Consider the following 20,027-nt stretch of genomic DNA (forward strand, 5'->3'; position numbering starts at 1 on the left):
CCAGGGGACAACCTGCTGGTGCGCACACCCCGGTGCGCACCAGAACGACAGGACGGACCACTGTGAAGCTCTCCCTCCACGGCCGTGTCGGGGCGGTCGCCCTTGCCGGCGTCCTCGCCCTCACCCTCACGGCGTGCGGAACGGACAACAACACCGACACGCCGGCCGCGACGGAAGGTGCGACGGACGACGCCACCGTTCCGGCCGCGACGCTGTCCGGCACGCTGAACGGCGGCGGCTCGAGCGCGCAGGAGAAGGCCCAGCAGGCGTGGATCGCCGGCTTCCAGACGGCCAACCCCGACAGCACGGTGAACTACACGACGACCGACTCGGGCGCGGGCCGCAAGGGCTTCCTGGACGCCTCGCTCGACTACGCGGGCTCGGACAGCGCGCTCGACGACGACGAGTTCGCGGCCGCGGCCGACCGCTGCTTCGGCGGCTCGGCGCTCGACCTGCCCGTCTACATCAGCCCGATCGCGGTCGCGTTCAACATCGACGGCGTGAGCGAGCTCAACATGAGCGCGGACGTCGTCGCGAAGGTCTTCTCCGGCGCGATCACGACGTGGGACGACGCGGCGATCACGGCCCTGAACCCCGACGCGACGCTCTCGGGCCCGATCACGGTCGTGCACCGCTCGGACGACTCGGGCACGTCGAAGAACTTCCAGGACTACCTGTCCAAGACCGCGCCCGACGCATGGACCTACGAGGTCTCGAACACGTGGCCGGTGAGCGTCGGCCAGGGTGCCAACGGCACCTCGGGCGTCGTCCAGACGATCCAGGCCGCGACCGGCACAATCGGCTACGCGGACGCCTCCGCGGTCGGGTCGCTCGGCAAGGTCGCGCTCGGTGTGGGCGACGAGTTCAACGCCCCGACGGCGGAGGGCGCCGCCGCGACGGTGGACGCCTCGCCGCAGACCACCGACCGCGCCGACGGTGACATCGTCATCTCGGTGGACCGCACCACGACGGCCCCGGGCGCGTACCCGGCGATCCTCGTGTCCTACCTCGTGGTCTGCAACACGTACGACTCGCAGGACAAGGCGGACCTCGTGAAGGGCTACGCGAGCTACGTGGCCAGCGCCGAGGGCCAGACGTCGGCGGGGACGGCAGCGGGTTCGGCGCCGATCTCCGACGAGCTGCGCACGGCCGTCGTCGCGGCGATCGACTCGATCACCACGAAGTAGTCGGCCCCAGCTCGGCCGGTCGTCGTCCGGTGGGCGCCCTCGTGGCGGCCACCGGACGACGACTCACGATCCCCGCCCTGACAGGAGAGCTCCGTTGGCCTCGCCCGCGACAGCGATGACCCCGCCGGTCACACCGGACCCCCCGCCTCGTCGTCGGCGGTCCCGGACCACCGACCGCGGGCTCGACCGCGCGTTCCGGTACCTCGCCGTGGGGTCCGGCATGCTGATCCTGGCGACGCTCGCGTCGGTCGCGATCTTCCTGGTCCTCGAGGCGCTTCCGGCGCTGACGCACGACGACCTGGCCTCGGAGATCGCGTGGATCCCCGAGGGCGGCAACCTCGGCGACGTCGTCGGCCCCCTGATCTTCGGCACGATCCTGGCGGCGATCGTCTCGCTCGGCCTGGCGGTGCCGGTCGCGGTCGGGATCGCGCTGTTCATCTCGCACTACGCACCGCGCAGGATGGCATCGGCCCTGGGCTACGTCGTCGACCTGCTCGCCGCGATCCCGTCGGTGGTCTTCGGCCTGTGGGGCGTGCTCGTGCTCGCACCCAAGGTCCAGCCCGTGTGGCAGTTCCTCGTGGACTACTTCGGCTGGATCCCGCTGTTCGCGGGCGACGAGCACGGCAACGCGTCCAACCCGCCACGCGTGCTCATGACCACCGCGCTCGTGCTCGCCGTGATGATCCTGCCGATCATCACGGCCGTGAGCCGCGAGGTCTTCCTGCAGACGCCGCGCCTGCACGAGGAGGCGGCCCTCGCCCTCGGTGCCACACGCTGGGAGCTCATCCGGATGGCGGTGCTGCCGTTCGGCCGCTCGGGCGTGACGTCGGCCGCGATGCTCGGACTGGGCCGCGCGCTCGGCGAGACCATGGCGGTCCTGATGATCCTGTCGCCCGGGTTCCTCTACTCGTTCAAGCTCCTCGTGGCGAGCCAGCAGCAGACGATCGCGGCGAACATCGCCGCGAAGTTCAACGACGCCGACGACATCGGCCGCTCGGCGCTGATCGCGACCGGTCTCGCGCTGTTCGTCATCACCCTGCTGGTCAACCTCGGCGCACGCGCGATCGTCGCGCGGCGCAAGGACTTCTCGGGAGCGAACTGACGTGGCCACCCTCGACACCGCCCCCGCCACGCCGTCCTCGGCACTGCGCGACGTGCTGAGCCAGGTCGACCCGAAGCGGCGCCGCAAGGACCGCGTCATGCAGGTGCTCGTCTACGGGGCGTTCGTCCTCGCGATGATCCCGCTCGTCTCGCTCGTCTGGAGCGTGATCAGCAAGGGCATCGGCCGGTTCGACCTGTACTTCCTCACGCACTCGATGCGCAACGTGTACGGCGGCATGGACGCCGGCGGCGTCTACCACGCACTGCTCGGCACGATCCTCATCACGCTGCTCACGGCGGTCATCTCGGTCCCGATCGGCATCGTCACGGCCGTCTACCTCGTCGAGTACGGCAAGGGGAGCCTGGCGCGGGCGGTGACCTTCTTCGTCGACGTGATGACCGGGATCCCGTCGATCGTCGCCGGTCTGTTCGCGTTCTCGCTGTTCTACCTCGTCGTGGGGCCGCAGTCGAAGAGCGGGCTCGTCGGCGCGGTCGCGCTGTCGGTCCTGATGATCCCCGTGGTCATCCGGTCGACCGAGGAGATGCTGCGGCTCGTGCCGAACGAGCTGCGCGAGGCCTCGTACGCGCTCGGTGTCTCGAAGTGGCTGACGATCATCCGCGTCGTGCTGCGCACGGCGGTCGCCGGCATCACGACTGGCGTGATGATCGCGGTCTCACGCGTGATCGGCGAGACCGCACCGCTGCTCATCACGGTCGGCGCGACCGACTCGATCAACGACGACGTGTTCCACGGCAACATGATGACGCTGCCCGTGTACGTCTACCGGCAGTACGCCGCGGGCCTTGTGCCCTGTGCGCCGGGCGACGACGCTTGCATCCCGACGATCAACTACGACCGCGCCTGGAGCGCGGCGCTCGTCCTGATCCTCGTCGTCATGCTGCTCAACCTCGTGGCGCGCGGCGTGAGCCGCTGGTTCGCGCCGAAGACCCGGGCCTGAGACCCAGAGGAGACCCATCACCATGGCACAGCGCATCGACGTCAAGGACCTCAACATCTACTACGGCGACTTCCTCGCCGTCGCCGGTGTCGAGATGTCCGTCGAACCGCGGTCCGTCACCGCGTTCATCGGCCCCTCGGGCTGCGGCAAGTCCACCTTCCTGCGCACGCTCAACCGCATGCACGAGGTGATCCCCGGCGCGCACGTCGAGGGCACCGTCGCGATGGACGGCGTGGACCTGTACGGCGCGGGCATCGACCCCGTCGCGGTTCGTCGGCAGGTCGGCATGGTCTTCCAGCGCCCGAACCCGTTCCCGACGATGTCGATCGCCGAGAACGTGCTCGCGGGGATCAAGCTCAACAACAAGAGGATCTCCAAGAGCGACGCCGACGAGACCGTCGAGCGGGCGCTGACCAGCGCGAACCTCTGGAACGAGGTCAAGGACCGGCTGAACCGGCCGGGTTCGGGCCTCTCGGGCGGTCAGCAGCAGCGGCTGTGCATCGCGCGTGCGATCGCGGTCAAGCCGCAGGTGCTGCTCATGGACGAGCCGTGCTCGGCGCTCGACCCGATCTCGACGCTCGCGATCGAGGACCTCGTCTCGGAGCTCAAGGCCGACTACACGATCGTGATCGTGACCCACAACATGCAGCAGGCGGCGCGCGTCTCGGACCGCACCGCGTTCTTCAACCTCAAGGCCACCGGGCAGCCGGGCCGACTGGTCGAGATCGACGACACCCCGACGATCTTCTCCTCGCCGCGCGAGCAGGCCACGGAGGACTACATCTCGGGCCGGTTCGGCTGAGCCGACCGCTCAGGAGGTCGGCGCGGGGCTGTACTGGGGGAGCGTGCCGTCCAGGACGGGCACCTGCACGGCGAGGGTGCCGCCGGGCTGGGTCGAGAGCGTGATCGGGGTGACCGCGCCGGCGGGGGCCGTGGTCGCCTCGGTGCGCACGTCCGCGTGCCCGTCGTCGTCGGTGCCGTCGAGCAGCACCGTCGCGCCGGCGGCGACGTCGACGGTCTCGCTCGAGGCGTCCGGGGCCGCGGTCGCGCCGGTCGGGTCGGAGACGTCGCCGAACGTGATCGTGACGGTGATGGAGTCGTCGGCGTGGTTCGTGAGGGCCCCGTGCAGGACGCCCGGCTCGCCCTCGGCGGCCGACAGGACCATGAGGTTGACCGCGGTGATGTCGCCGAGCGCGGCGCTCACACCGTCCGAGGCGTCGTAGTGATCCTCGGTCTGGATCGGGTTCGTCGCGGAGCAACCGGCGAGCGCGGCGGCGAGCGCCAGAGCGGCAGTCGCGACGACGAGGGTGCGAGGGCGGCGCAGCGAGGTCACGGCGCACAGCCTAGCCGCCCGGGCCGGGGATGTGACTGCGTGTCAGGACCGGCCCGTGACCAGCGGGGATGCGCGCTCGAGCCGGGGGTCGGCGCGAAGGGGGCGAAAAGGTCCCGTGCTAGGATGGCCCTTGCGAAAGGGGACACCTGCACATGACCTTCACTGTTGGGGAGACCGTCGTCTACCCGCACCACGGTGCAGCGCTGATCGAAGAGATCAAGACCAGGACGATCCGCGGCGAGGACAAGCTCTACCTCAAGCTCAAGGTCGCACAGGGTGATTTGACCATCGAGGTCCCTGCCGAGAACGTCGACCTCGTGGGTGTTCGCGACGTCGTCGGCCAGGAGGGTCTGGACCGGGTCTTCGAGGTGCTGCGCGCCCCGTACACGGAAGAGCCGACGAACTGGTCGCGCCGTTACAAGGCCAACCTCGAGAAGCTCGCATCGGGTGACGTCATCCGCGTCGCCGAGGTCGTCCGGGACCTGTCCCGTCGCGACGCCGACCGCGGTCTGTCCGCGGGGGAGAAGCGGATGCTCGCCAAGGCCCGTCAGATCCTCGTCTCCGAGCTCGCACTTGCCGAGCACACGGAGGAGGAGAAGGCCGAGGCGATTCTCGACGAGGTCCTCGCGTCCTGACCGACTCCTGACCACGGGCCGGATCGCAGCGTGAGCAGCGACGTCGTCGTCGCGGTCCTGACTGCCGCCGGCAGCGGGTCGCGGCTCGGGCACGAGCTGCCCAAGGCGCTCGTGCCCGTCGGCGACGAGCCGCTCGTGCGGCACGCCGCACGCCGGCTGCTCGCGGCCGACGCGCTCGGGTGCGAGGTCGCGGCCGTCGTCGTGACGGCGCCCGCGTCGTACGTCGACGAGTTCCGCGTCGCGCTCGCGGGTCTGCCGCGCGTCGTCGTGGTCCCCGGCGGCTCGACCCGGCAGGCGTCGGTCGCCGCGGGCCTCGCCGCGCTCACCGTGCCCCGCGATCGTTCCGCCGGTACCGACGGCCCTTCCGACGACGACCCTCCCGACGACGGCCCTTCCGACGACGACGGCGTCGTCGTGCTCGTGCACGACGCCGCACGCGCGTTCGCACCGCCCGTGCTCGTCGCGCGGGTGGTCGCAGCGGTGCGCGCCGGCCACCCGGCGGTGGTCCCGGGCCTGGCCGTCGCGGACACGATCAAGCGGGTCGAGGCGCCCGACGCGTCCGGTGCCGCGCGCGTCGCGGACACCGTGCCGCGCGCGCAGCTGCGCGCCGTGCAGACCCCGCAGGGCTTCGACCTCACGCTGCTGCGCCGGGCGCACGCCGCCGCCGCGGACGCCGCGCACGACGAGACGCTCGCGGCGAGCGACGACGCCGGGCTGGTCGAGCGGCTCGGTGAGCCGGTCTGGGTCGTGGCGGGTGACCCGCGTGCGGCGAAGGTCACGACGGCGCACGACCTGGCGATGGCCGCGTTCCTCGCGGCCGACGAGGAGGACGCGTGAACCTGCCCCGAACCGGCATCGGTGTCGACGTGCACGCCTACGACCCGGACCCCGCGCCCGGTGCGACGCTGCACCTCGCGGGACTGGCATGGCCGGACGAGCGCCCGCTCGCGGGGCACTCGGACGCCGACGTCGCCGCGCACGCCGCCGCGGACGCACTGCTCTCGGCGGCCGGTATCGGCGACCTGGGGTCGCACTTCGGCACGTCCGAACCGCAGTGGGCCGGTGCGGCCGGCACGGTGCTGCTCGCCGAGGCCGCGGCTCGCGTGCGCGCCGCGGGCTTCGTCGTCGGGAACGTCGCGGTGCAGGTGATCGGGAACCGGCCGCGGATCGGTCAGCGCCGTGCGGAGGCCGAGGCGGCGCTCTCGGCGGCCGCGGGCGCGCCCGTCGCGGTGTCCGCCACGACGAGCGACGGGCTGGGGCTGACGGGCCGCGGCGAGGGCGTCGCGGCGATCGCCACCGCGCTCGTCGTCCCGGCGCCCTGACCCGCCGGGACACCGGGACGTCGCGCGCTCGCCAGCAGCACGCCGGACACGACGAACACGCCCGCGACGAGCTCGACCGGCGGCGTCGACTCGTCGAGCAGCAGCCACGACGACGCGATGCCGACCACGGGCACCAGCATCGAGAACGGCGCGACGAGACCGGCGGGGTAGCGCCCCATGAGCGCCGTCCAGAGACCGGAACCACCGAGCGTCGCGACGAGCACGGTGAAGGCGAGGCCGCCCAGGGCCGCGAGCCCGCGCGGCGACCCGAGGTCGTCGAACGACGCCGCGATGCGGTCGGGGCCCTCGACGAGCAGTGACAGCGCGAGCATCGGAAGCGGTGGGACCACCGACATCCAGGCGAGCAGGCGCAGGGGTTCGCCGGGTGCCGTGCGAACCGCGAGCCGGTTGCCGAGGTTGCCGACGGCCCACCCGAGCCCGCCGCACAGTGTCAGGAGCACAGGCACGAGGGTCGTGCCGCCCGCGAGGTCCGCGCGGTGCGCGGCGATCGCGGCGAGCCCGGCGACGGCGACCAGCACGCCGAGTGCCTGACGGCCGGACACGCGCTCGCGCAGCAGCGCCGCGGCGAGCACGACGGTGAACGGCGCCGAGGACTGCAGCACGAGCGAGGCCAGGCCCGTCGGCATCCCGGCGGACATCGCCCAGTACAGGAAGACGAACTGCAGCACGCCGAACCCCAGCCCGTACAGCAGCACCCAACGCCGCGGCGCACGGGGCGGGCGGACCAGCAGCACGGTCGGGACGGCGATGAGCGCGAACCGGAGTGCGACGAGGAAGAACGGCGGGAACTGCTGCAGCGAGAAGTGGATGGCCGGGAAGTTGAGGCCCCAGCACACGGCGACGAGCACGGCGAGCAGGCGGTCGCGCGAGGTCATGGCGACGAGTCTGCGGGCGAGTCGTCGTTCAGCACCAGCGAAAGAAACTGAACTGACGATGTAGCGTCACTGCATGGACGCGCGTGCGCTCACCGCCCTGCGGACCGTCGGGACCCAGGGCGGCGTCACGGCCGCTGCCCGCGTGCTGCACCTGACGCCGTCGGCGGTCTCGCAGCAGGTCGCGGGCCTGGAGCGCGAGCTGGGGCTCGAGCTCACCGAGCGGGTCGGGCGCGGTGTGCGGCTCACGGCCGCGGGTGAGGCGCTGGCCGCCGCGGCGGTCGACGTCGAGGTCGCGCTCGAGCGGGCGCGAGCGGCGGCGCAGGGGCTGCGGGCGAGCCCGACCGGGACCGTGCGGGTCAGCGCGTTCGCGTCGGGCGCTCAGTTGCTGCTGCCCGGGCTGCTCGCGCGCACCGCCGCGCTGCCCGGCGTACGGGTCGAGTGCTCCGACGACGACGTGGCGCAGGACGCGTTCGTCGGGCTGACGGACCTCATCGACGTGGTGATCGCGCACCGGCCGGACGGTTCGCCGGGCTGGGGCGGCGGGGTCGTCGTGCGTCCGCTGCTGCGCGAACCGCTCGACGTCGCGGTCGCACCCACGCACCCGCTCGCGGGCCGGCGTGTGGTCGAGGCGTCGGACCTGGTCGACGAGGACTGGGTCGCGGTGCGCGAGGGGTTCCCGGTCGCGCGGGTGCTCGCCGAGGTCGGCGCGCTCGTCGGGGCGCTCGGCGGCACGGCGCCGCGGGTGCGGCACCGGATCAACGACTTCCACGTCGCGGCGGCGCTCGTCGGGGCGGGCCACGGGGTCAGCCTGCTGCCGCGCTACACGTTCGGCGCGGACCCCCGGGTGCGGCTGGTGCCGCTCGCGGGCGTGCGCGCGGGGCGCCGCGTGGAGGCGCTCGTGCGCCGGGACAAGGCCGAGCGCGTCGTCGTGCGGCGTGTCCTCGCCGAGCTCACCGCGCTCGCGGCGCAGATCGCGGGCGAGGACGCGGGCGCGGTCGCGGACGACGCCGATCAGGGGGTCAGCACGAGCTTGCCGCGGGCATGACCCGCGCGGCTCACCTCGTGGGCAAGCGCGACCTGGTCGAGCGGGTAGACGCCGGCCACCGCGACGTCGAGCGCCTGGTCCGCGGCGAGCTCGACGAGCTGGGCGCGGGCGGCCTCGCGCACCTGCGTCCCCGGGTCGGCGCCCGGTCCGCCGCCCAGCGCGAGGACTCCCAGCCCGGCGGCGCGCGCGAAACCCGCGATCGTCGCGATGCGCGTGCGGTCCGCGACGAGCTCGACCGAGCTGTCGAGGGCCTCGTCGGACCCGACCGTGTCGATCGCGACCGTGACCGGTGCGCCCGCGGCCTCGCGCACACGCTCGACGAGCCCCGTGCCGTAGGCCACCGGCTCGGCGCCGAGCGCGCGCAGGTCGTCGTGCGACGCGGGTGACGCGGTGGCGATCACGCGCGCGCCACGCAGCGCGGCGAGCTGCACGACCATGCGGCCGACCCCGCCCGAGCCGCCGTGGACGAGCACCACGTCACCCGTGCCCGTGCGGGTCGCGGTGAGCGTGTGCACGGCGGTCGCACCCGTGAGCAGCAGCCCGGACGCGGCGGCCCAGTCGAGCGACGCGGGTTTGCGGACCGTCACCTGTTCGGGCACGACGAGACGGCCCGTGTAGCCGCCGCGGACGCGCCACGCGATCACCTCGTCGCCCGGGGAGAGCCAGCGCACGGACGGGCCGACCGCCGCGACGACGCCCGCGACCTCGAAGCCGAGCCGCATCGGCAGCCGGGTCGGGTCGGCGTGCGGCGACGGTGCGTACAGCTTCCAGTCGATGGGGTTGACCGCCGCGGCGCGGATGTCGAGCAGGACCTCGCCGGGTCCGGGGTCGCCGGGGTCGATCTCGATCACGCGGAGCACGTCAGGGCCGCCATAACCCACCGCGATGACGGTGGGGCTCGTGTCAGTCACGGGACTCAGGGTGCACCTGCAACCCGGGTCCCGCCAGGTTGTCGGCGCTGGTGCACCCGCGCGGGTGAGGTCAGGGGCGCGGGCCGAAGACGCGCTCGACGTACGGGTTGTCGAAGACGCCCTTGGGGTCCACGGCCGCCCGCACGCGCTGCGCGTCGGCGAACCGGGGGTACAGCTCGGCGAACCGCGGCGCCTCGAGCCCGTGCATCTTGCCCCAGTGGGGCCGGCCGTCGACCTGCGCCATGATGCGCTCGACGGCCGCGAAGTAGCGCTCGTGCGGCATGCGCCAGTACTGGTGCACCGCGACGTACGCGGTCGCGCGGCCGTGCGCGGTGGACAGCCACAGGTCGTCGGGCGCCGCGAACCGGATCTCGCACGGGAACGGGATGTGCTCGCCCGAGGTGCGCACCCACGCGTCGATCTCCGCCAGGACGTCGACGAGCGTCTCGCGCGGGATCGCGTACTCCATCTCGCGGAAGCGCACGCGTCGGGGTGAGGCGAACACCTCGGGTGACGGGGCGACGTAGCGGCGGGCGGACAGCGCACGGGCGCTGATCTGGTTCACGCGCGGCGTGATCCCGGGCGCCCAGCTCACGACGCGGTTGGTGGCGCCGAAGATGCCGTTGGACAGCAGCTCGTCGTCCAGCCAGGCGCGCACCGGGTTCAGCGGGCGGTGCGTCTGCGCCGCGACGCGGTTGTTGCGCTTCGTGAGCGCGCGGCGCGTGTGCGGGAACCAGTAGAACTCGAAGTGGTCGTTGCCGTCGACGAGCGTGTCGAGCTGCTCGAGCACCGCGTCCAGGGGCCAGGGCTCCTCGCGGGCCTCGAGCGCGTACGCCGGCACCACGTCGAGCGTCACCGCGGACAGGACTCCGGCGCTGCCCAGACCGAGTCGCGCGAGCTCGAACAACTCGGGCTCGACCTCGGGCGACGCCTCCACCACCTCGCCCGAGGCGGTGACGACGCGGACCGCGGTGACCTGGGTCGCGAGACCGCCGAGCCGCGCGCCGGTGCCGTGCGTGCCCGTCGAGATCGCACCGGCGATCGACTGCTTGTCGATGTCGCCGAGGTTGCGCATCGCGAGCCCGAGCGCGGCGAGCAGCGAGTTGAGGGCCGCGAGCCGGATGCCGGCGCCGACCGTGACGAGCGCGGAGCCGTCGGGGCGGCGCTCGACGCGTTCGACGGTGTCCAGCGAGTCGAGGTGCAGGTGGACACCGTCGGTCACGGCCGCGGGCGTGAACGAGTGGCCGGCCCCGACCGCGCGCACGTGCGTGCCGTTCAGGGCGGCGAGCGCGACGATCTCGCTCAGCTCGGCCTGGTCGCGCGGGGACCGCACGGACGAGGGCGTCGCCGAGGCCGTGCGCGCCCAGTTGCGCCACGTCGTCGAAGTCGCAGATGTCGCCATGGTCCACCCAGCGTGACTTGAACGCTTGTCCAAGTCAAGCCGAACGGGCATCCTTGTCTATCGTTGGGGTGACGAGGTACGCGGGGACGTGCCGGCGCCGGAAGAGAGGGACGCCCATGAACCGCATGCCCGTGGCCGAGCGCCGAGAGCAGCTCATCGAGGCCGCGCTCGCCGTCGCGAGCCGGGACGGCATCGACGCCGCGACGGTGCGCGCGGTCGCCGCCGAGGCCGGTGTCTCGCTGGGGGTCGTGCACTACTGCTTCCAGGACAAGGCCGAGCTCATGCGGGCCATGGCGCACGCCATCACGCAGCAGAACCTGCCCAGCGGTCTCGACCAGATCCCGCCCGGCGCTCCCGTCGCCGACGTCATCCACGCAACGGTCTCGGGCCTGTGGCACGCGATCAGCGAGGCGCGCGGTGCGCAGCTCCTGACGTACGAGCTGACCACCTCGTCCCTGCGCCAGGCCGAGCTCAAGGAGGTCGCGATCGAGCAGTACCGCGGCAGCTGGGCCGCCGCGGCGGGCGTGCTCGAGCACGTCTGCGCCGCCGCACAGGTGCGGTTCGCGATTCCGATCGACGATCTCGCGCGGGTCGTCGTCGCGGTCGTCGACGGGTTCTCGCTCGCGTGGCTGGTCGACGGTGACGACGTCGCCGCGCTCCGTGGCATCGAGGGGTTCGGGGCCTACCTGGCCTCGCTCGCCATTCCGCTGGAACCAGGCGCTGCCGACTCCGGCTCGACCGACGACGACCCTTCTGCCGCGCACTCGTCCGTGACCCCCGCATGACCCCCGCGGCGCATCGCGCCCGCGTCGCCGGCTCGCTCGCGTTCGGCGTCCAGGGGCTGGTCCTCGCGATGATCCTGACGAGCCTGGACTCGTTCAAGTCGCGGTACGGCATCGGTGACCTGACGATCTCGGCGACGATCCTGGGCGTGTGCGTGATGGCCGGCCTCGGCACCGTGGTCGCCGACCAGCTCGCGCGGCGGGTCGGCGGCAGCCGCGGTGCCCTGCGACTCGGCCTGGTGCTGGTCGCGGTCGCGGTCGTGCTGATCGCGACGGCGCCGGAAGTCGGGCTGCTGTTCGTCGGGTTCGGCGTGTACGGGCTCGCGCTCGGGATGGTCGACGCCGGGACGAACATGCAGGCTGTCGCGGTGCAGGCCGAGTACGGCCGCCCGCTGCTCACCGGGTTCTACGCGTCCTGGTCGGCCGGCGGCATCCTCGGCACCCTCGCGATCGCCGTCTCGTCGGGACGCATTCCCGACGACCCGGTCGCCTGGACGATCGGCGTCGGCACGGTCCTCGCGCTGGCCGCCGCCGTCGTCGTCGGTCGCGGCTCGCTGCGCCCGACCGACGTCACGGTCGTGCCCGTGCAGCCGCGCGCCGACGCGCCCGCGCCCGTGATCCCGTGGGCGCCGCTGCTGCTGCTCGGCCTCGGTGTCGCGGCGTACTACGTGAACGACCAGGCCGTCTCCACCTGGAGCCCGATCTTCGTGCACGAGGTCTTCGGCGAGGACGGCACCATCACCAAGCTCGGGTACGCGGTCTACCTGTGCACCGCGCTCGGGTCCCGGCTCGTCGGCGACGCGTGCGTGCGGCGCTGGGGCCGCGGGCACGTCGTGCGGGCGGCCTCGCTCATCGGTGCGGCGGGCCTGCTCGTCGTGCTCGTGAGCCGGTCGCCGTGGCAGGCGGTCGTGGGCTTCGCGATCGCGGGCGCCGGCCTCGGCCTGATCGCGCCGCTGTGCTTCTCCGCCGCGGGTCGTCTGGCCCCCGGGCACGCGGACGCCGTGGTCGCGCGACTGAACAACTTCAACTACCTCGGCGCCGTGCTCGGCGGTGTGATCGTCGGCGTCGTCGGCAACGCGTCGTCGTCGATGCGCTGGGGCTTCGCGATCCCCGCGGTGCTCGTCGTCGTCGTCGCCGTCCTCGCGGGGCGCTTCGACTCGCTCGGCGGCCACGAGCACGACGCCGGCGAGGGCGCACCCGAGGGGCACGCGTCCGACGAGCACGCGGGCGGCGGGCACGCGTCCGACGAGCACGCGGGCGGAGCGGCGCTCGCCGCGACGCCGACGACCCCCGGGAGCGACGCATGAGCACCCTCGGCTCGCGGCTCGACGCCGCCACCGGTCACCTGCCCGCACCGCTCGCGGTCGTCGACCTCGACGCGCTCGACGCGAACGCCGCGGACCTGGTCCGGCGCGCGGGTGGCACCCCCGTGCGGGTCGCGAGCAAGTCCGTGCGGGTCCGTGCGGTGCTCGAGCGGACGCTCGCGACGCCCGGGTTCGCCGGTGTCATGGGCTACTCGCTGCGCGAGGCGCTCTGGCTCGTCGGTCACGGCGTCACGGACGTGCTGCTGGGCTACCCGACGGTCGACACGGCCGCACTCGACGCGCTCGCGGCCGACCCGGTGGCGGCGCGGTCCGTGACCCTGATGGTCGACGACCTGGCGCAGGTGGACCTCGCCGCGAAGGCCGCCGTCGCGCACGGCACCACGATCCAGGTGTGCCTCGACGTGGACGCGTCGCTGCGCGTGGGGCTCGGGCCCTGGCGCGCGCACCTCGGCGTACGACGCTCGCCCGTGCACTCGCCCGCGGACGCCGGTGCGCTCGCGGAGCAGATCGCGCGGCGCGACGGCATCCGGGTGCGCGGGGTGATGTTCTACGAGGCACAGGTCGCCGGGCTCCCGGACACGAGTCCCGCGGTGCGCGCCGTCAAGCGTCTGAGCCTGCGTGACCTCGCGAGTCGTCGTGGTCTCGTCGTGGACGCGGTGCAGCAGGCGACCGGGCTGCCTCTGGAGCTCGTGAACTCGGGCGGTTCGGGATCCGTGCAGGACTCGGCGGCCGACGGCTCCGTGACCGAGGTGACGGCGGGTTCCGGGCTGTTCGTGCCCACGCTGTTCGACCGGTACCGGTCGTTCGAGCCCCGGCCCGCGGCCTTCTTCGGGCTCGACGTGGTGCGGGTTCCCGCGCCCGGCTGGGTCACGGCCTTCGGCGGCGGGTACATCGCCTCGGGTCCGCCGACCGCGTCGCGCCAGCCGCGACCCGTCTGGCCGGCCGGCCTCACGCTGACCGACCGTGAGGGAGCCGGCGAGGTGCAGACCCCCATGCGCGTGCGCGGCGAGGCCGACCTGCGCATCGGCGACCGCGTCTGGTTCCGGCACGCCAAGTCCGGCGAGGTCATGGAGCGCTTCGCCGACGTGCACCTGATCCGCGGCGAGGCGATCGAGTCCACGGTCCCGACCTACCGCGGCGAATCCCACACCTTCGGCTGACCCGCCCCCACCCCGCCGAGGGCGCCGACCCGACGCGGCGGCGCCAGAAGCACCTGGCGCCGCCGCGTGCGACTGCGCCCTCGGTGGGACAGCGCTGCTCCCGGGCCGCCGCGCCGAGCCGCCGAGTCGCCGCCGTGCAGAGGGGGGCGGGGGAGGCGGGCTGAGTCGGCCGAGGGAGGGCGAGGAGGGTGTGGGAGCGTGGCCGCGACGGGGTTTGCGTGGTGGGGTTGCGGGGAATCTTCGTTTGGTGCGTAAGTTCTTGCATCTTTCGTTTGAGTCTTGTCTACGGTGTGTTGATTCCCTACGGTGTGGGACACATCGCGTGCCGCGCCCCCTGCGGTCCGCACCCGGTTCGCGCAAGGAGGCGCCCACCGTGCCCAGGTCCCTGTCGTCCCCCCGGTTCGCCCGGCTCGCCGGCGTCGTCGCGATGGCGCTCGTCGCCGGTGCGACCGCCGTCCCCGCAGCCGTTGCGACCACGTCCCCTCCACCCGGCGTCGAGACCCGCGCCGCGATCGACCCTTCGTTGAGCACCAACCGTGGTGCCCGGCTCGGTCTCGTCGAGCAGGAGGCCGAGAACGCCGTCACGGACGGTGAGCTGATCGGCCCCAGCCGTGACGCGTACACCCTGCCCGCAGAGGCGTCCGGCCGTGCCGCAGTCAAGCTCGACGCCGCGGGCGAGTCCGTCCAGTTCACGCTGACCAAGCCGGCCAACGCGCTCACGGTTCGCTACGCGCTGCCCGACTCCGCGACCGGCGGCGGGCTGAGCGGCAAGCTGCGCGTCTCGTCCGGCAGTGCCGTCGACAAGCTCGTCGGGGTCACGTCCAAGTACTCGTGGCTCTACAACCAGTACCCGTTCACCAACGACCCGAACGCCGACCTCCTGCACCCCGACTGGTGGCTGGCCGAGTGCGGGTGCGTGCCGAGCGAGCAGGAGCCGGTCTACCAGCCGGACAAGCCGTTCCGACCGTTCCACTTCTACGCGGAGCAGCGCGTCCTGCTCGGGACGCAGCTCCCGGCCGGCGCCACGGTCTCGATCTCTCTCCCGGCGGGCACGACGCTGCCGTGGGCGGTCGTCGACGTCGTCGACTTCCAGCAGGTCGCGGCGCCGCTCAAGGCTCCCCGCGTGCGTGTGCACGCGGTGGCCATGGGGGCCGACCCCACCGGCAAGAAGGACTCCACGGCGGCGATCGAGGCCGCGATCGCGAAGGCGAAGCAGCGCGGCGTCCCGGTGTGGGTGCCGGCTGGCACGTACAAGATCTCCCGTCACATCGTCGTGGACGACGTGACGATCCGCGGGGCCGGCAGCTGGTACACGATCTTCACCGGCAAGCAGGTCACGCTCAGCACCCCCGCGCCGGACGGCTCGACCCACACCGGTGTCGGCTTCTACGGTCGCAGCGCGGAGGACGGCGGCAGCTCGAACGTGCGGCTGGCGGACTTCGCGATCGTCGGTGACGTCTCCGAGCGCATCGACGACGACCAGGTCAACGGCATCGGCGGCGCGCTGTCCGACTCCGTCGTGAACAAGGTCTACATCCAGCGCACGAAGGTCGGCGTGTGGCTCGACGGCCCGATGGACAACTTCCGGCTGCTCAACAGCGTGGTGGTCGACCAGATGGCCGACGGCCTGAACTTCCACACTGGCGTCACGAGCTCGCTCGCGAAGAACAATCTGTTCCGCAACACGGGCGACGACGCGCTGGCGATGTGGGCCGACGGCGTCACGAACGCGGACAACACGTTCGAGCGCAACACCGTGCAGACCCCGACGCTCGCCAACGGCATCGCGATCTACGGCGGCACGGACATCACGGTGGTCGGCAACCTCGTGGCCGACCCGATCCGCGAGGGTTCGGCGCTGCACCTCGGATCGCGGTTCGGCGCACAGCCGTTCGCGGGCGACATCTCCCTGCGGAACAACACGACGGTTCGCGCCGGCGGGCTCGAGCTGAACTGGAACATCGGGATGGGCGCGCTGTGGGTCTTCTCCCTCGAGCGCTCGATCGACGCGAACGTGCTGGTCCAGGGCGATCACTACCTCGACAGCACGTACAACGCGATCATGCTCGTCACCGACTGGAGCCAGAAGGACAACCTGCGCCAGGAGAACCTCACGTTCAAGAACATCAAGGTCGACGGTGTCGGGACCTCGGTGCTCTCCGCGCGCACCGCGGGTTCGGCGACGTTCGTCAACGTCGACGCACGCAACGTCGGGGCGTACGGCGTGAACAACTGCGGTGCGTTCAACTGGGACTGGGTCAACGGTTCCGAGTTCACCGCGATCGACGGTGGCGGCAACGACGGCACGTCCGCGACGCCGTGGGGTGACGGGCCGGCCAACTGGCTGACCCGCTACACGCCGAACACCATCAGCTGCAACGACCGCCCCACGGTCGTCGCGCCGCCCGCGCCGTCACCGTGGGCGCAGCCCTGACGACGAGAGAGGCGCTGCCCTGACGGTGCAGTGACCGCGGTGGGGCCCACCTGAGCCGACGGGCCAGGTACTGGACCGGGCCCCACCGCCGCGGACGGCGTCCGCGCCCGGAGCTGGTGCGAACCGGGCGTGGACGCCTTCGTCGTGCGTCGCAGGTGTCGTCAGGCGCTCGCGCGCACGACGAGCTGCGGCGTGAACATCACGCCGCGGGGTTGCTGGCCGGGGCGTCCGATCCGGTCCAGCAGGAGTCGCGCCATCTCTGCGGCCATGTCCTCGATCGGCTGCCGCACGGTCGTCAGGGCGGGGCTCGTGGCGGCGGCCGACGCGTTGTCGTCGAATCCGACGACCGCGACGTCCTCGGGTACGCGACGCCCGGCGTCCTGCAGGACGTGCAGCACGGACTCGGCCACCACGTCGTTCGCCGCGAACACGCTGTCGGCGTCGGGGTGCTCGGCGGCGATGGTGTGCGCGGCGTGTGCCCCGCCGGCGGCGGAGAAGTCGCCCGCGAGCACGGTCACCGCGAGGCCCAGCTCGGTCGCGGTCGTCGTGAAGCCCGCGAGTCGCTCGCGCGCTGCCGTGAGGTCCCGGGGTCCCGCGACGGCGACGCACCGGCGCCGGCCCGTGCGCGCGAGGTGCTCGGCCGCGAGCCGCCCGCCCGCGAACTGGTCGGCGTCCACCCAGCTCAACCGCACGTCCGGACCGGGGTCGTGCGACAGCACGGTCGGCACGCTGAGGTCGGCCAGCGCGCGCGGCAGCTCGAGCTCCGCCGAGCTCGAGATCACGAGCGCGCCGTCGACGTGCCCCTGGCGCAGGTAGCGCAGCACGAAGTCGTGCCCGTCCGCGTCGGCGGGCAGCACGACGAGGTGCACGCCCTGCGTGCGCAGCACCGCCTGCGCGCCGCCGGTGACCCGCCCGAAGTACGGGTCCGAGAAGACCCGCTCGAAGAACGCCGCCCCGGTCGCCCCGGACGACGGCTCGGCGACGATCAGCGCGACCGAGTGGGTCCGCCCCGTCACGAGCGAGCGCGCGGCGAGCGACGGGACGTAGCCGGTCTCGCGGACGGCGGCCTCGACGCGCCGGCGCATCGCCGCGTCGACCGTCGGGACGTCGTTGAGGACGCGGGACACGGTGGAACGCGAGACGCCGGCGCGCCGGGCGACCTCTTCGATGGTCGCCGGCGCGACGGCGTCGTCGCTGGCTGTCATTCCTCCCTTATAGCAGCCCGGCCCCCGCCGGATGCGCGTCGCTCAGCCGTACACGCGGATCAGCGGTACACACGGACGTAGTCGACGAGCATGCGCGACGGGAACGGCGTCGTCGCGTCGACCGGACCCGGCCAGTCGCCCCCGACGGCCAGGTTGAGGATCACGTAGAAGTCGTGGTCGAAGATCCACGGGCCCCGGGTGTCCTCGATGGTCGCCTTGTCGGCCGTGAAGACGAGCCGGCCGTCCAGGTAGTACCGGATCGCGTTCGCGTCCCACTCGGCCGCCCACACATGGAAGCCGTTCGACAGCTTCGAGCCGTCGGGCAGCGTGTACGGGCCGCCGTAGCCGCCACCGCCGTTGTACGCCGGCGCGTGCAGCGTCGAGTACGAGGTGGTGGTGTCCTTGCCGAGCACCTCCATGATGTCGACCTCGCCGTTGTACGGCCACGGCCGCCCGGTGAGGAAGTCGGCGCCCATCATCCAGAACGCCGGCCACAGGCCGTTGCCCTCGGGCACCTTGATCCGGGCCTCGACCCGGCCGTACTGGAACATGTACTTGTTCGACGTGTTCATGCGGCCGGACGTGAAGTCCCGCCCGCCGGCCGTCTCGCGACGCGCCTCGATGACGAGGTTGCCCTGGCCGTCCATCGTGAGGTTGCCGCTCGGCGTGTAGTACTGCTGCTCGCCGTTCTGGCCGGTCCCTGCGTCGATCGTCCACTTGTTGGCGTCGGGCGCCGAGCCGGCCGCCCCGTTGAACTCGTCGGACCAGGCCAGGCGCGTGAAGTTCGGCGCCGGGACGTTCGACGTCGGCGGCTGCACGGGGTTGCCGCCCGTGCCGTAGACGTTGAAGTCGTAGATCGAGTAGCCGTACGGCCCCGACCGCTTCGTGAGGTTGAGCCGCACGTAGCGGCCGTCACCCGAGACGGTCAGGTCGTCCTTCGCGCCGTTGCCGGTCGTCGTCGTGTAGATCGTCGTCCACGCGCTGCCGTTCGGCGAGACCTGCACCTGGTAGGCGGTCGCGTAGGCCGGGTCCCACTGCAGCACGACGCGCGAGACGTGCGCCGTGGCGCCGAGGTCCACCTGGATCCAGCCCGGGTCGACCCAGCCCGCGGGGTTCGCCGTCGCCCAGCGGGACGCCGAGTCGTAGTCGAACGCCTTGTCCGCCGAGCACTCCCAGCACGTGCCGTCGTTCTGGTAGCTCGACGCGCTCGCGGGCTTGGCGTAGGAGAGCAGCACGTCGCCGCCGGTGGGCGGCGGGGTCGTGGTGCCGCCGTCGCCGAACACCTCGAGCTCCCACAGCGAGACGCCCCACTGCGTGGCGCGGGCCGTGGCGTAGACGCGGACGTAGCGTGCGTCGACGTCGAGCGCGATCTGCTGCTTGGCGGCCGAGGTCGGGTTCTGCGTGCTCACGGTGGTCCAGGTCGAGCCGTTCGCCGACGTCTGGAGCTGGTACGCCGAGGCGTACGCCGTCTCCCAGGTCAGGTCCACCCGCGTGACGTGCTTGCTCGCGCCGAGGTCGACCGAGATCCACTGCGGGTCGGCGAACGCGCTGGCCCAGCGGGTCCCCACGTTGCCGTCGGTGGCCGCGCTCGCCGGTGTGCCGGCGTTCTCGGTCGACGACGCCGTGGTCGGCTGACCCTTGGAGAGCAGCGTCGTGGTGGTCGGAGCCTGCTCGCCGAGCACCTGGAACTCCCAGAGCGAGACGCCGTAGCCGGTGGCCCGGGCCGTCGCGTAGAGGCGCACCCAGCGGGCGGTCGCGCTCACCGCGACCTCCTGCTTGGCCGCCGAGGTGGCCGTGCCGGTCTTGACGGTGGTCCAGGCCTGGCCGTCCGACGAGGTCTGGAGCTGGTAGGCCGTGGCGTAGGCGGCCTCCCAGGTGAGGTCGACGCGGCTGATCGACTGCGCGGAGCCGAGGTCGACCGCGATCCACTGCGGGTCGGCGAACGCGCTCGACCAGCGGGTGCCGGCGTTGCCGTCGGTCGCGGCGGACGCGGGAGTGCCCGCGTTCTCGACCGACGACGCCGTGGTGGGCCGACCCTGCGACAGCACCACGGGTGCGGCCGCGGCCGGATCGGGCTGGACCACCGCGAGGGTGGCGATCGTCGCGAGCGCGGCTGCGGCCACGACGAGGATGCGCAAGCGGTCCCGGCTGCGGCCGGAAGCGTGCAGGAGTGCTGAGGCCATGCTGGTCTCCCCCAGGGGTCGTCATTGACACACGGGAACTGGCGGTGCAGGGGCGCTGTCAGGGAGCGCTCTCTCAGAGGATGACCATGAACCAGACAAAGGGCGCTGTCAAGACGTAGCTGTGAACTCAACCCGACCGAGGGAGCG

17 protein-coding genes and 1 pseudogene are annotated in these 20,027 nt (G+C 72.6%); 12 read left to right on the plus strand and 6 right to left on the minus strand.

From position 1 onward, the window contains the following. The first annotated feature begins 62 nt into the window (after positions 1-62). The 4 genes from CCO02nite_RS11925 to pstB all read left to right on the plus strand — a co-directional run bounded on the left by CCO02nite_RS11925 (position 63) and on the right by pstB (position 4,049). Complete coding sequence (locus CCO02nite_RS11925) at positions 63-1,187, plus strand: phosphate ABC transporter substrate-binding protein PstS (protein ID WP_146843374.1); 1,125 nt, start codon at positions 63-65, stop codon at positions 1,185-1,187. Between the two features lie 115 nt (positions 1,188-1,302). Beyond that, on the plus strand, positions 1,303-2,289 hold the full coding sequence (pstC, locus tag CCO02nite_RS11930) for a phosphate ABC transporter permease subunit PstC (protein ID WP_146843375.1): 987 nt from the start codon (positions 1,303-1,305) through the stop codon (positions 2,287-2,289). 1 nt (position 2,290) lies between these two features. Next, positions 2,291-3,247, plus strand: a complete 957-nt coding sequence (gene pstA, locus CCO02nite_RS11935) for a phosphate ABC transporter permease PstA (protein WP_146843376.1) — start codon at positions 2,291-2,293, stop codon at positions 3,245-3,247. Between the two features lie 22 nt (positions 3,248-3,269). After that, complete coding sequence (gene pstB, locus CCO02nite_RS11940) at positions 3,270-4,049, plus strand: phosphate ABC transporter ATP-binding protein PstB (protein WP_146843377.1); 780 nt, start codon at positions 3,270-3,272, stop codon at positions 4,047-4,049. A gap of 9 nt (positions 4,050-4,058) precedes the next feature. Here the strand turns inward: pstB and CCO02nite_RS11945 are convergent, their stop codons facing one another. Beyond that, positions 4,059-4,580: a hypothetical protein gene (locus tag CCO02nite_RS11945; protein ID WP_146843378.1), complete on the minus strand. Its 522-nt coding sequence runs from the start codon at positions 4,578-4,580 to the stop codon at positions 4,059-4,061. A gap of 152 nt (positions 4,581-4,732) precedes the next feature. On the opposite strand from CCO02nite_RS11945, the gene CCO02nite_RS11950 reads away from it, so the two are divergent. From CCO02nite_RS11950 to CCO02nite_RS11960, 3 genes and pseudogenes are all read left to right on the plus strand, one after another. Then, complete coding sequence (locus tag CCO02nite_RS11950; RefSeq protein ID WP_146843379.1) at positions 4,733-5,215, plus strand: CarD family transcriptional regulator; 483 nt, start codon at positions 4,733-4,735, stop codon at positions 5,213-5,215. Between the two features lie 30 nt (positions 5,216-5,245). Further along, positions 5,246-6,052 (plus strand): IspD/TarI family cytidylyltransferase, encoded by an 807-nt coding sequence (locus CCO02nite_RS11955; RefSeq protein WP_246117521.1) that lies wholly within the window; start codon positions 5,246-5,248, stop codon positions 6,050-6,052. 29 nt (positions 6,053-6,081) lie between these two features. Next, a pseudogene (locus CCO02nite_RS11960) lies at positions 6,082-6,465 on the plus strand (2-C-methyl-D-erythritol 2,4-cyclodiphosphate synthase); the annotation flags it as partial. Here CCO02nite_RS11960 and CCO02nite_RS11965 read toward each other — a convergent pair. Further along, positions 6,387-7,433, minus strand: a complete 1,047-nt coding sequence (locus CCO02nite_RS11965; RefSeq protein ID WP_443092613.1) for an EamA family transporter — start codon at positions 7,431-7,433, stop codon at positions 6,387-6,389. The pseudogene CCO02nite_RS11960 and the gene CCO02nite_RS11965 sit on opposite strands and share 79 nt — an antisense overlap. Before the next feature lie 73 nt (positions 7,434-7,506). Between CCO02nite_RS11965 and CCO02nite_RS11970 the strand changes: the two genes are divergently transcribed. Continuing rightward, positions 7,507-8,478 (plus strand): LysR family transcriptional regulator, encoded by a 972-nt coding sequence (locus CCO02nite_RS11970; protein WP_146843381.1) that lies wholly within the window; start codon positions 7,507-7,509, stop codon positions 8,476-8,478. Here the strand turns inward: CCO02nite_RS11970 and CCO02nite_RS11975 are convergent. Continuing rightward, positions 8,445-9,389 (minus strand): NADP-dependent oxidoreductase, encoded by a 945-nt coding sequence (locus CCO02nite_RS11975; RefSeq protein ID WP_222593198.1) that lies wholly within the window; start codon positions 9,387-9,389, stop codon positions 8,445-8,447. The two genes, CCO02nite_RS11970 and CCO02nite_RS11975, sit on opposite strands and share 34 nt — an antisense overlap. A gap of 70 nt (positions 9,390-9,459) precedes the next feature. Next, on the minus strand, positions 9,460-10,791 hold the full coding sequence (locus tag CCO02nite_RS11980) for a D-arabinono-1,4-lactone oxidase (RefSeq protein WP_146843382.1): 1,332 nt from the start codon (positions 10,789-10,791) through the stop codon (positions 9,460-9,462). A gap of 116 nt (positions 10,792-10,907) precedes the next feature. On the opposite strand from CCO02nite_RS11980, the gene CCO02nite_RS11985 reads away from it, so the two are divergent. From CCO02nite_RS11985 to CCO02nite_RS12000, 4 genes are all read left to right on the plus strand, one after another. Beyond that, complete coding sequence (locus CCO02nite_RS11985; RefSeq protein ID WP_146843383.1) at positions 10,908-11,576, plus strand: TetR/AcrR family transcriptional regulator; 669 nt, start codon at positions 10,908-10,910, stop codon at positions 11,574-11,576. Further along, complete coding sequence (locus CCO02nite_RS11990) at positions 11,573-12,880, plus strand: MFS transporter (protein WP_146843384.1); 1,308 nt, start codon at positions 11,573-11,575, stop codon at positions 12,878-12,880. Before CCO02nite_RS11985 ends, CCO02nite_RS11990 begins: the two co-directional genes overlap by 4 nt. Then, positions 12,877-14,058 (plus strand): amino acid deaminase/aldolase, encoded by a 1,182-nt coding sequence (locus CCO02nite_RS11995; protein WP_146843385.1) that lies wholly within the window; start codon positions 12,877-12,879, stop codon positions 14,056-14,058. Before CCO02nite_RS11990 ends, CCO02nite_RS11995 begins: the two co-directional genes overlap by 4 nt. 373 nt (positions 14,059-14,431) lie before the next feature. Further along, entirely contained in the window at positions 14,432-16,492 is a 2,061-nt protein-coding gene (locus CCO02nite_RS12000; RefSeq protein ID WP_246117522.1) for a glycosyl hydrolase family 28-related protein, read from the plus strand. A gap of 161 nt (positions 16,493-16,653) precedes the next feature. On the opposite strand, the gene CCO02nite_RS12005 is transcribed toward CCO02nite_RS12000, so the two are convergent. Beyond that, positions 16,654-17,697 carry a LacI family DNA-binding transcriptional regulator gene (locus tag CCO02nite_RS12005; protein ID WP_146843386.1) on the minus strand — a complete coding sequence of 348 codons (1,044 nt, stop codon included), beginning with the start codon at positions 17,695-17,697 and terminating at the stop codon, positions 16,654-16,656. A gap of 59 nt (positions 17,698-17,756) precedes the next feature. Next, entirely contained in the window at positions 17,757-19,880 is a 2,124-nt protein-coding gene (locus tag CCO02nite_RS12010) for a discoidin domain-containing protein (RefSeq protein ID WP_146843387.1), read from the minus strand. Positions 19,881-20,027 lie beyond the last annotated feature (147 nt).

The sequence above is a fragment of the Cellulomonas composti genome (assembly GCF_007990245.1).
In the GTDB taxonomy this organism is placed as follows: domain Bacteria; phylum Actinomycetota; class Actinomycetes; order Actinomycetales; family Cellulomonadaceae; genus Cellulomonas; species Cellulomonas composti.

Coding starts and splice junctions, on each gene's coding strand:
- pstC (WP_146843375.1), top strand. CDS start 1,303: ATGACCCCGCCGGTCACACCGGACCCCCCGCCTCGTCGTCGGCGGTCC.
- pstB (WP_146843377.1), top strand. CDS start 3,270: ATGGCACAGCGCATCGACGTCAAGGACCTCAACATCTACTACGGCGAC.
- CCO02nite_RS11950 (WP_146843379.1), top strand. CDS start 4,733: ATGACCTTCACTGTTGGGGAGACCGTCGTCTACCCGCACCACGGTGCA.
- CCO02nite_RS11965 (WP_443092613.1), bottom strand. CDS start 7,433: ATGACCTCGCGCGACCGCCTGCTCGCCGTGCTCGTCGCCGTGTGCTGG.
- CCO02nite_RS11970 (WP_146843381.1), top strand. CDS start 7,507: ATGGACGCGCGTGCGCTCACCGCCCTGCGGACCGTCGGGACCCAGGGC.
- CCO02nite_RS11980 (WP_146843382.1), bottom strand. CDS start 10,791: ATGGCGACATCTGCGACTTCGACGACGTGGCGCAACTGGGCGCGCACG.
- CCO02nite_RS11985 (WP_146843383.1), top strand. CDS start 10,908: ATGAACCGCATGCCCGTGGCCGAGCGCCGAGAGCAGCTCATCGAGGCC.
- CCO02nite_RS11990 (WP_146843384.1), top strand. CDS start 11,573: ATGACCCCCGCGGCGCATCGCGCCCGCGTCGCCGGCTCGCTCGCGTTC.
- CCO02nite_RS11995 (WP_146843385.1), top strand. CDS start 12,877: ATGAGCACCCTCGGCTCGCGGCTCGACGCCGCCACCGGTCACCTGCCC.
- CCO02nite_RS12005 (WP_146843386.1), bottom strand. CDS start 17,697: ATGACAGCCAGCGACGACGCCGTCGCGCCGGCGACCATCGAAGAGGTC.
- CCO02nite_RS12010 (WP_146843387.1), bottom strand. CDS start 19,880: ATGGCCTCAGCACTCCTGCACGCTTCCGGCCGCAGCCGGGACCGCTTG.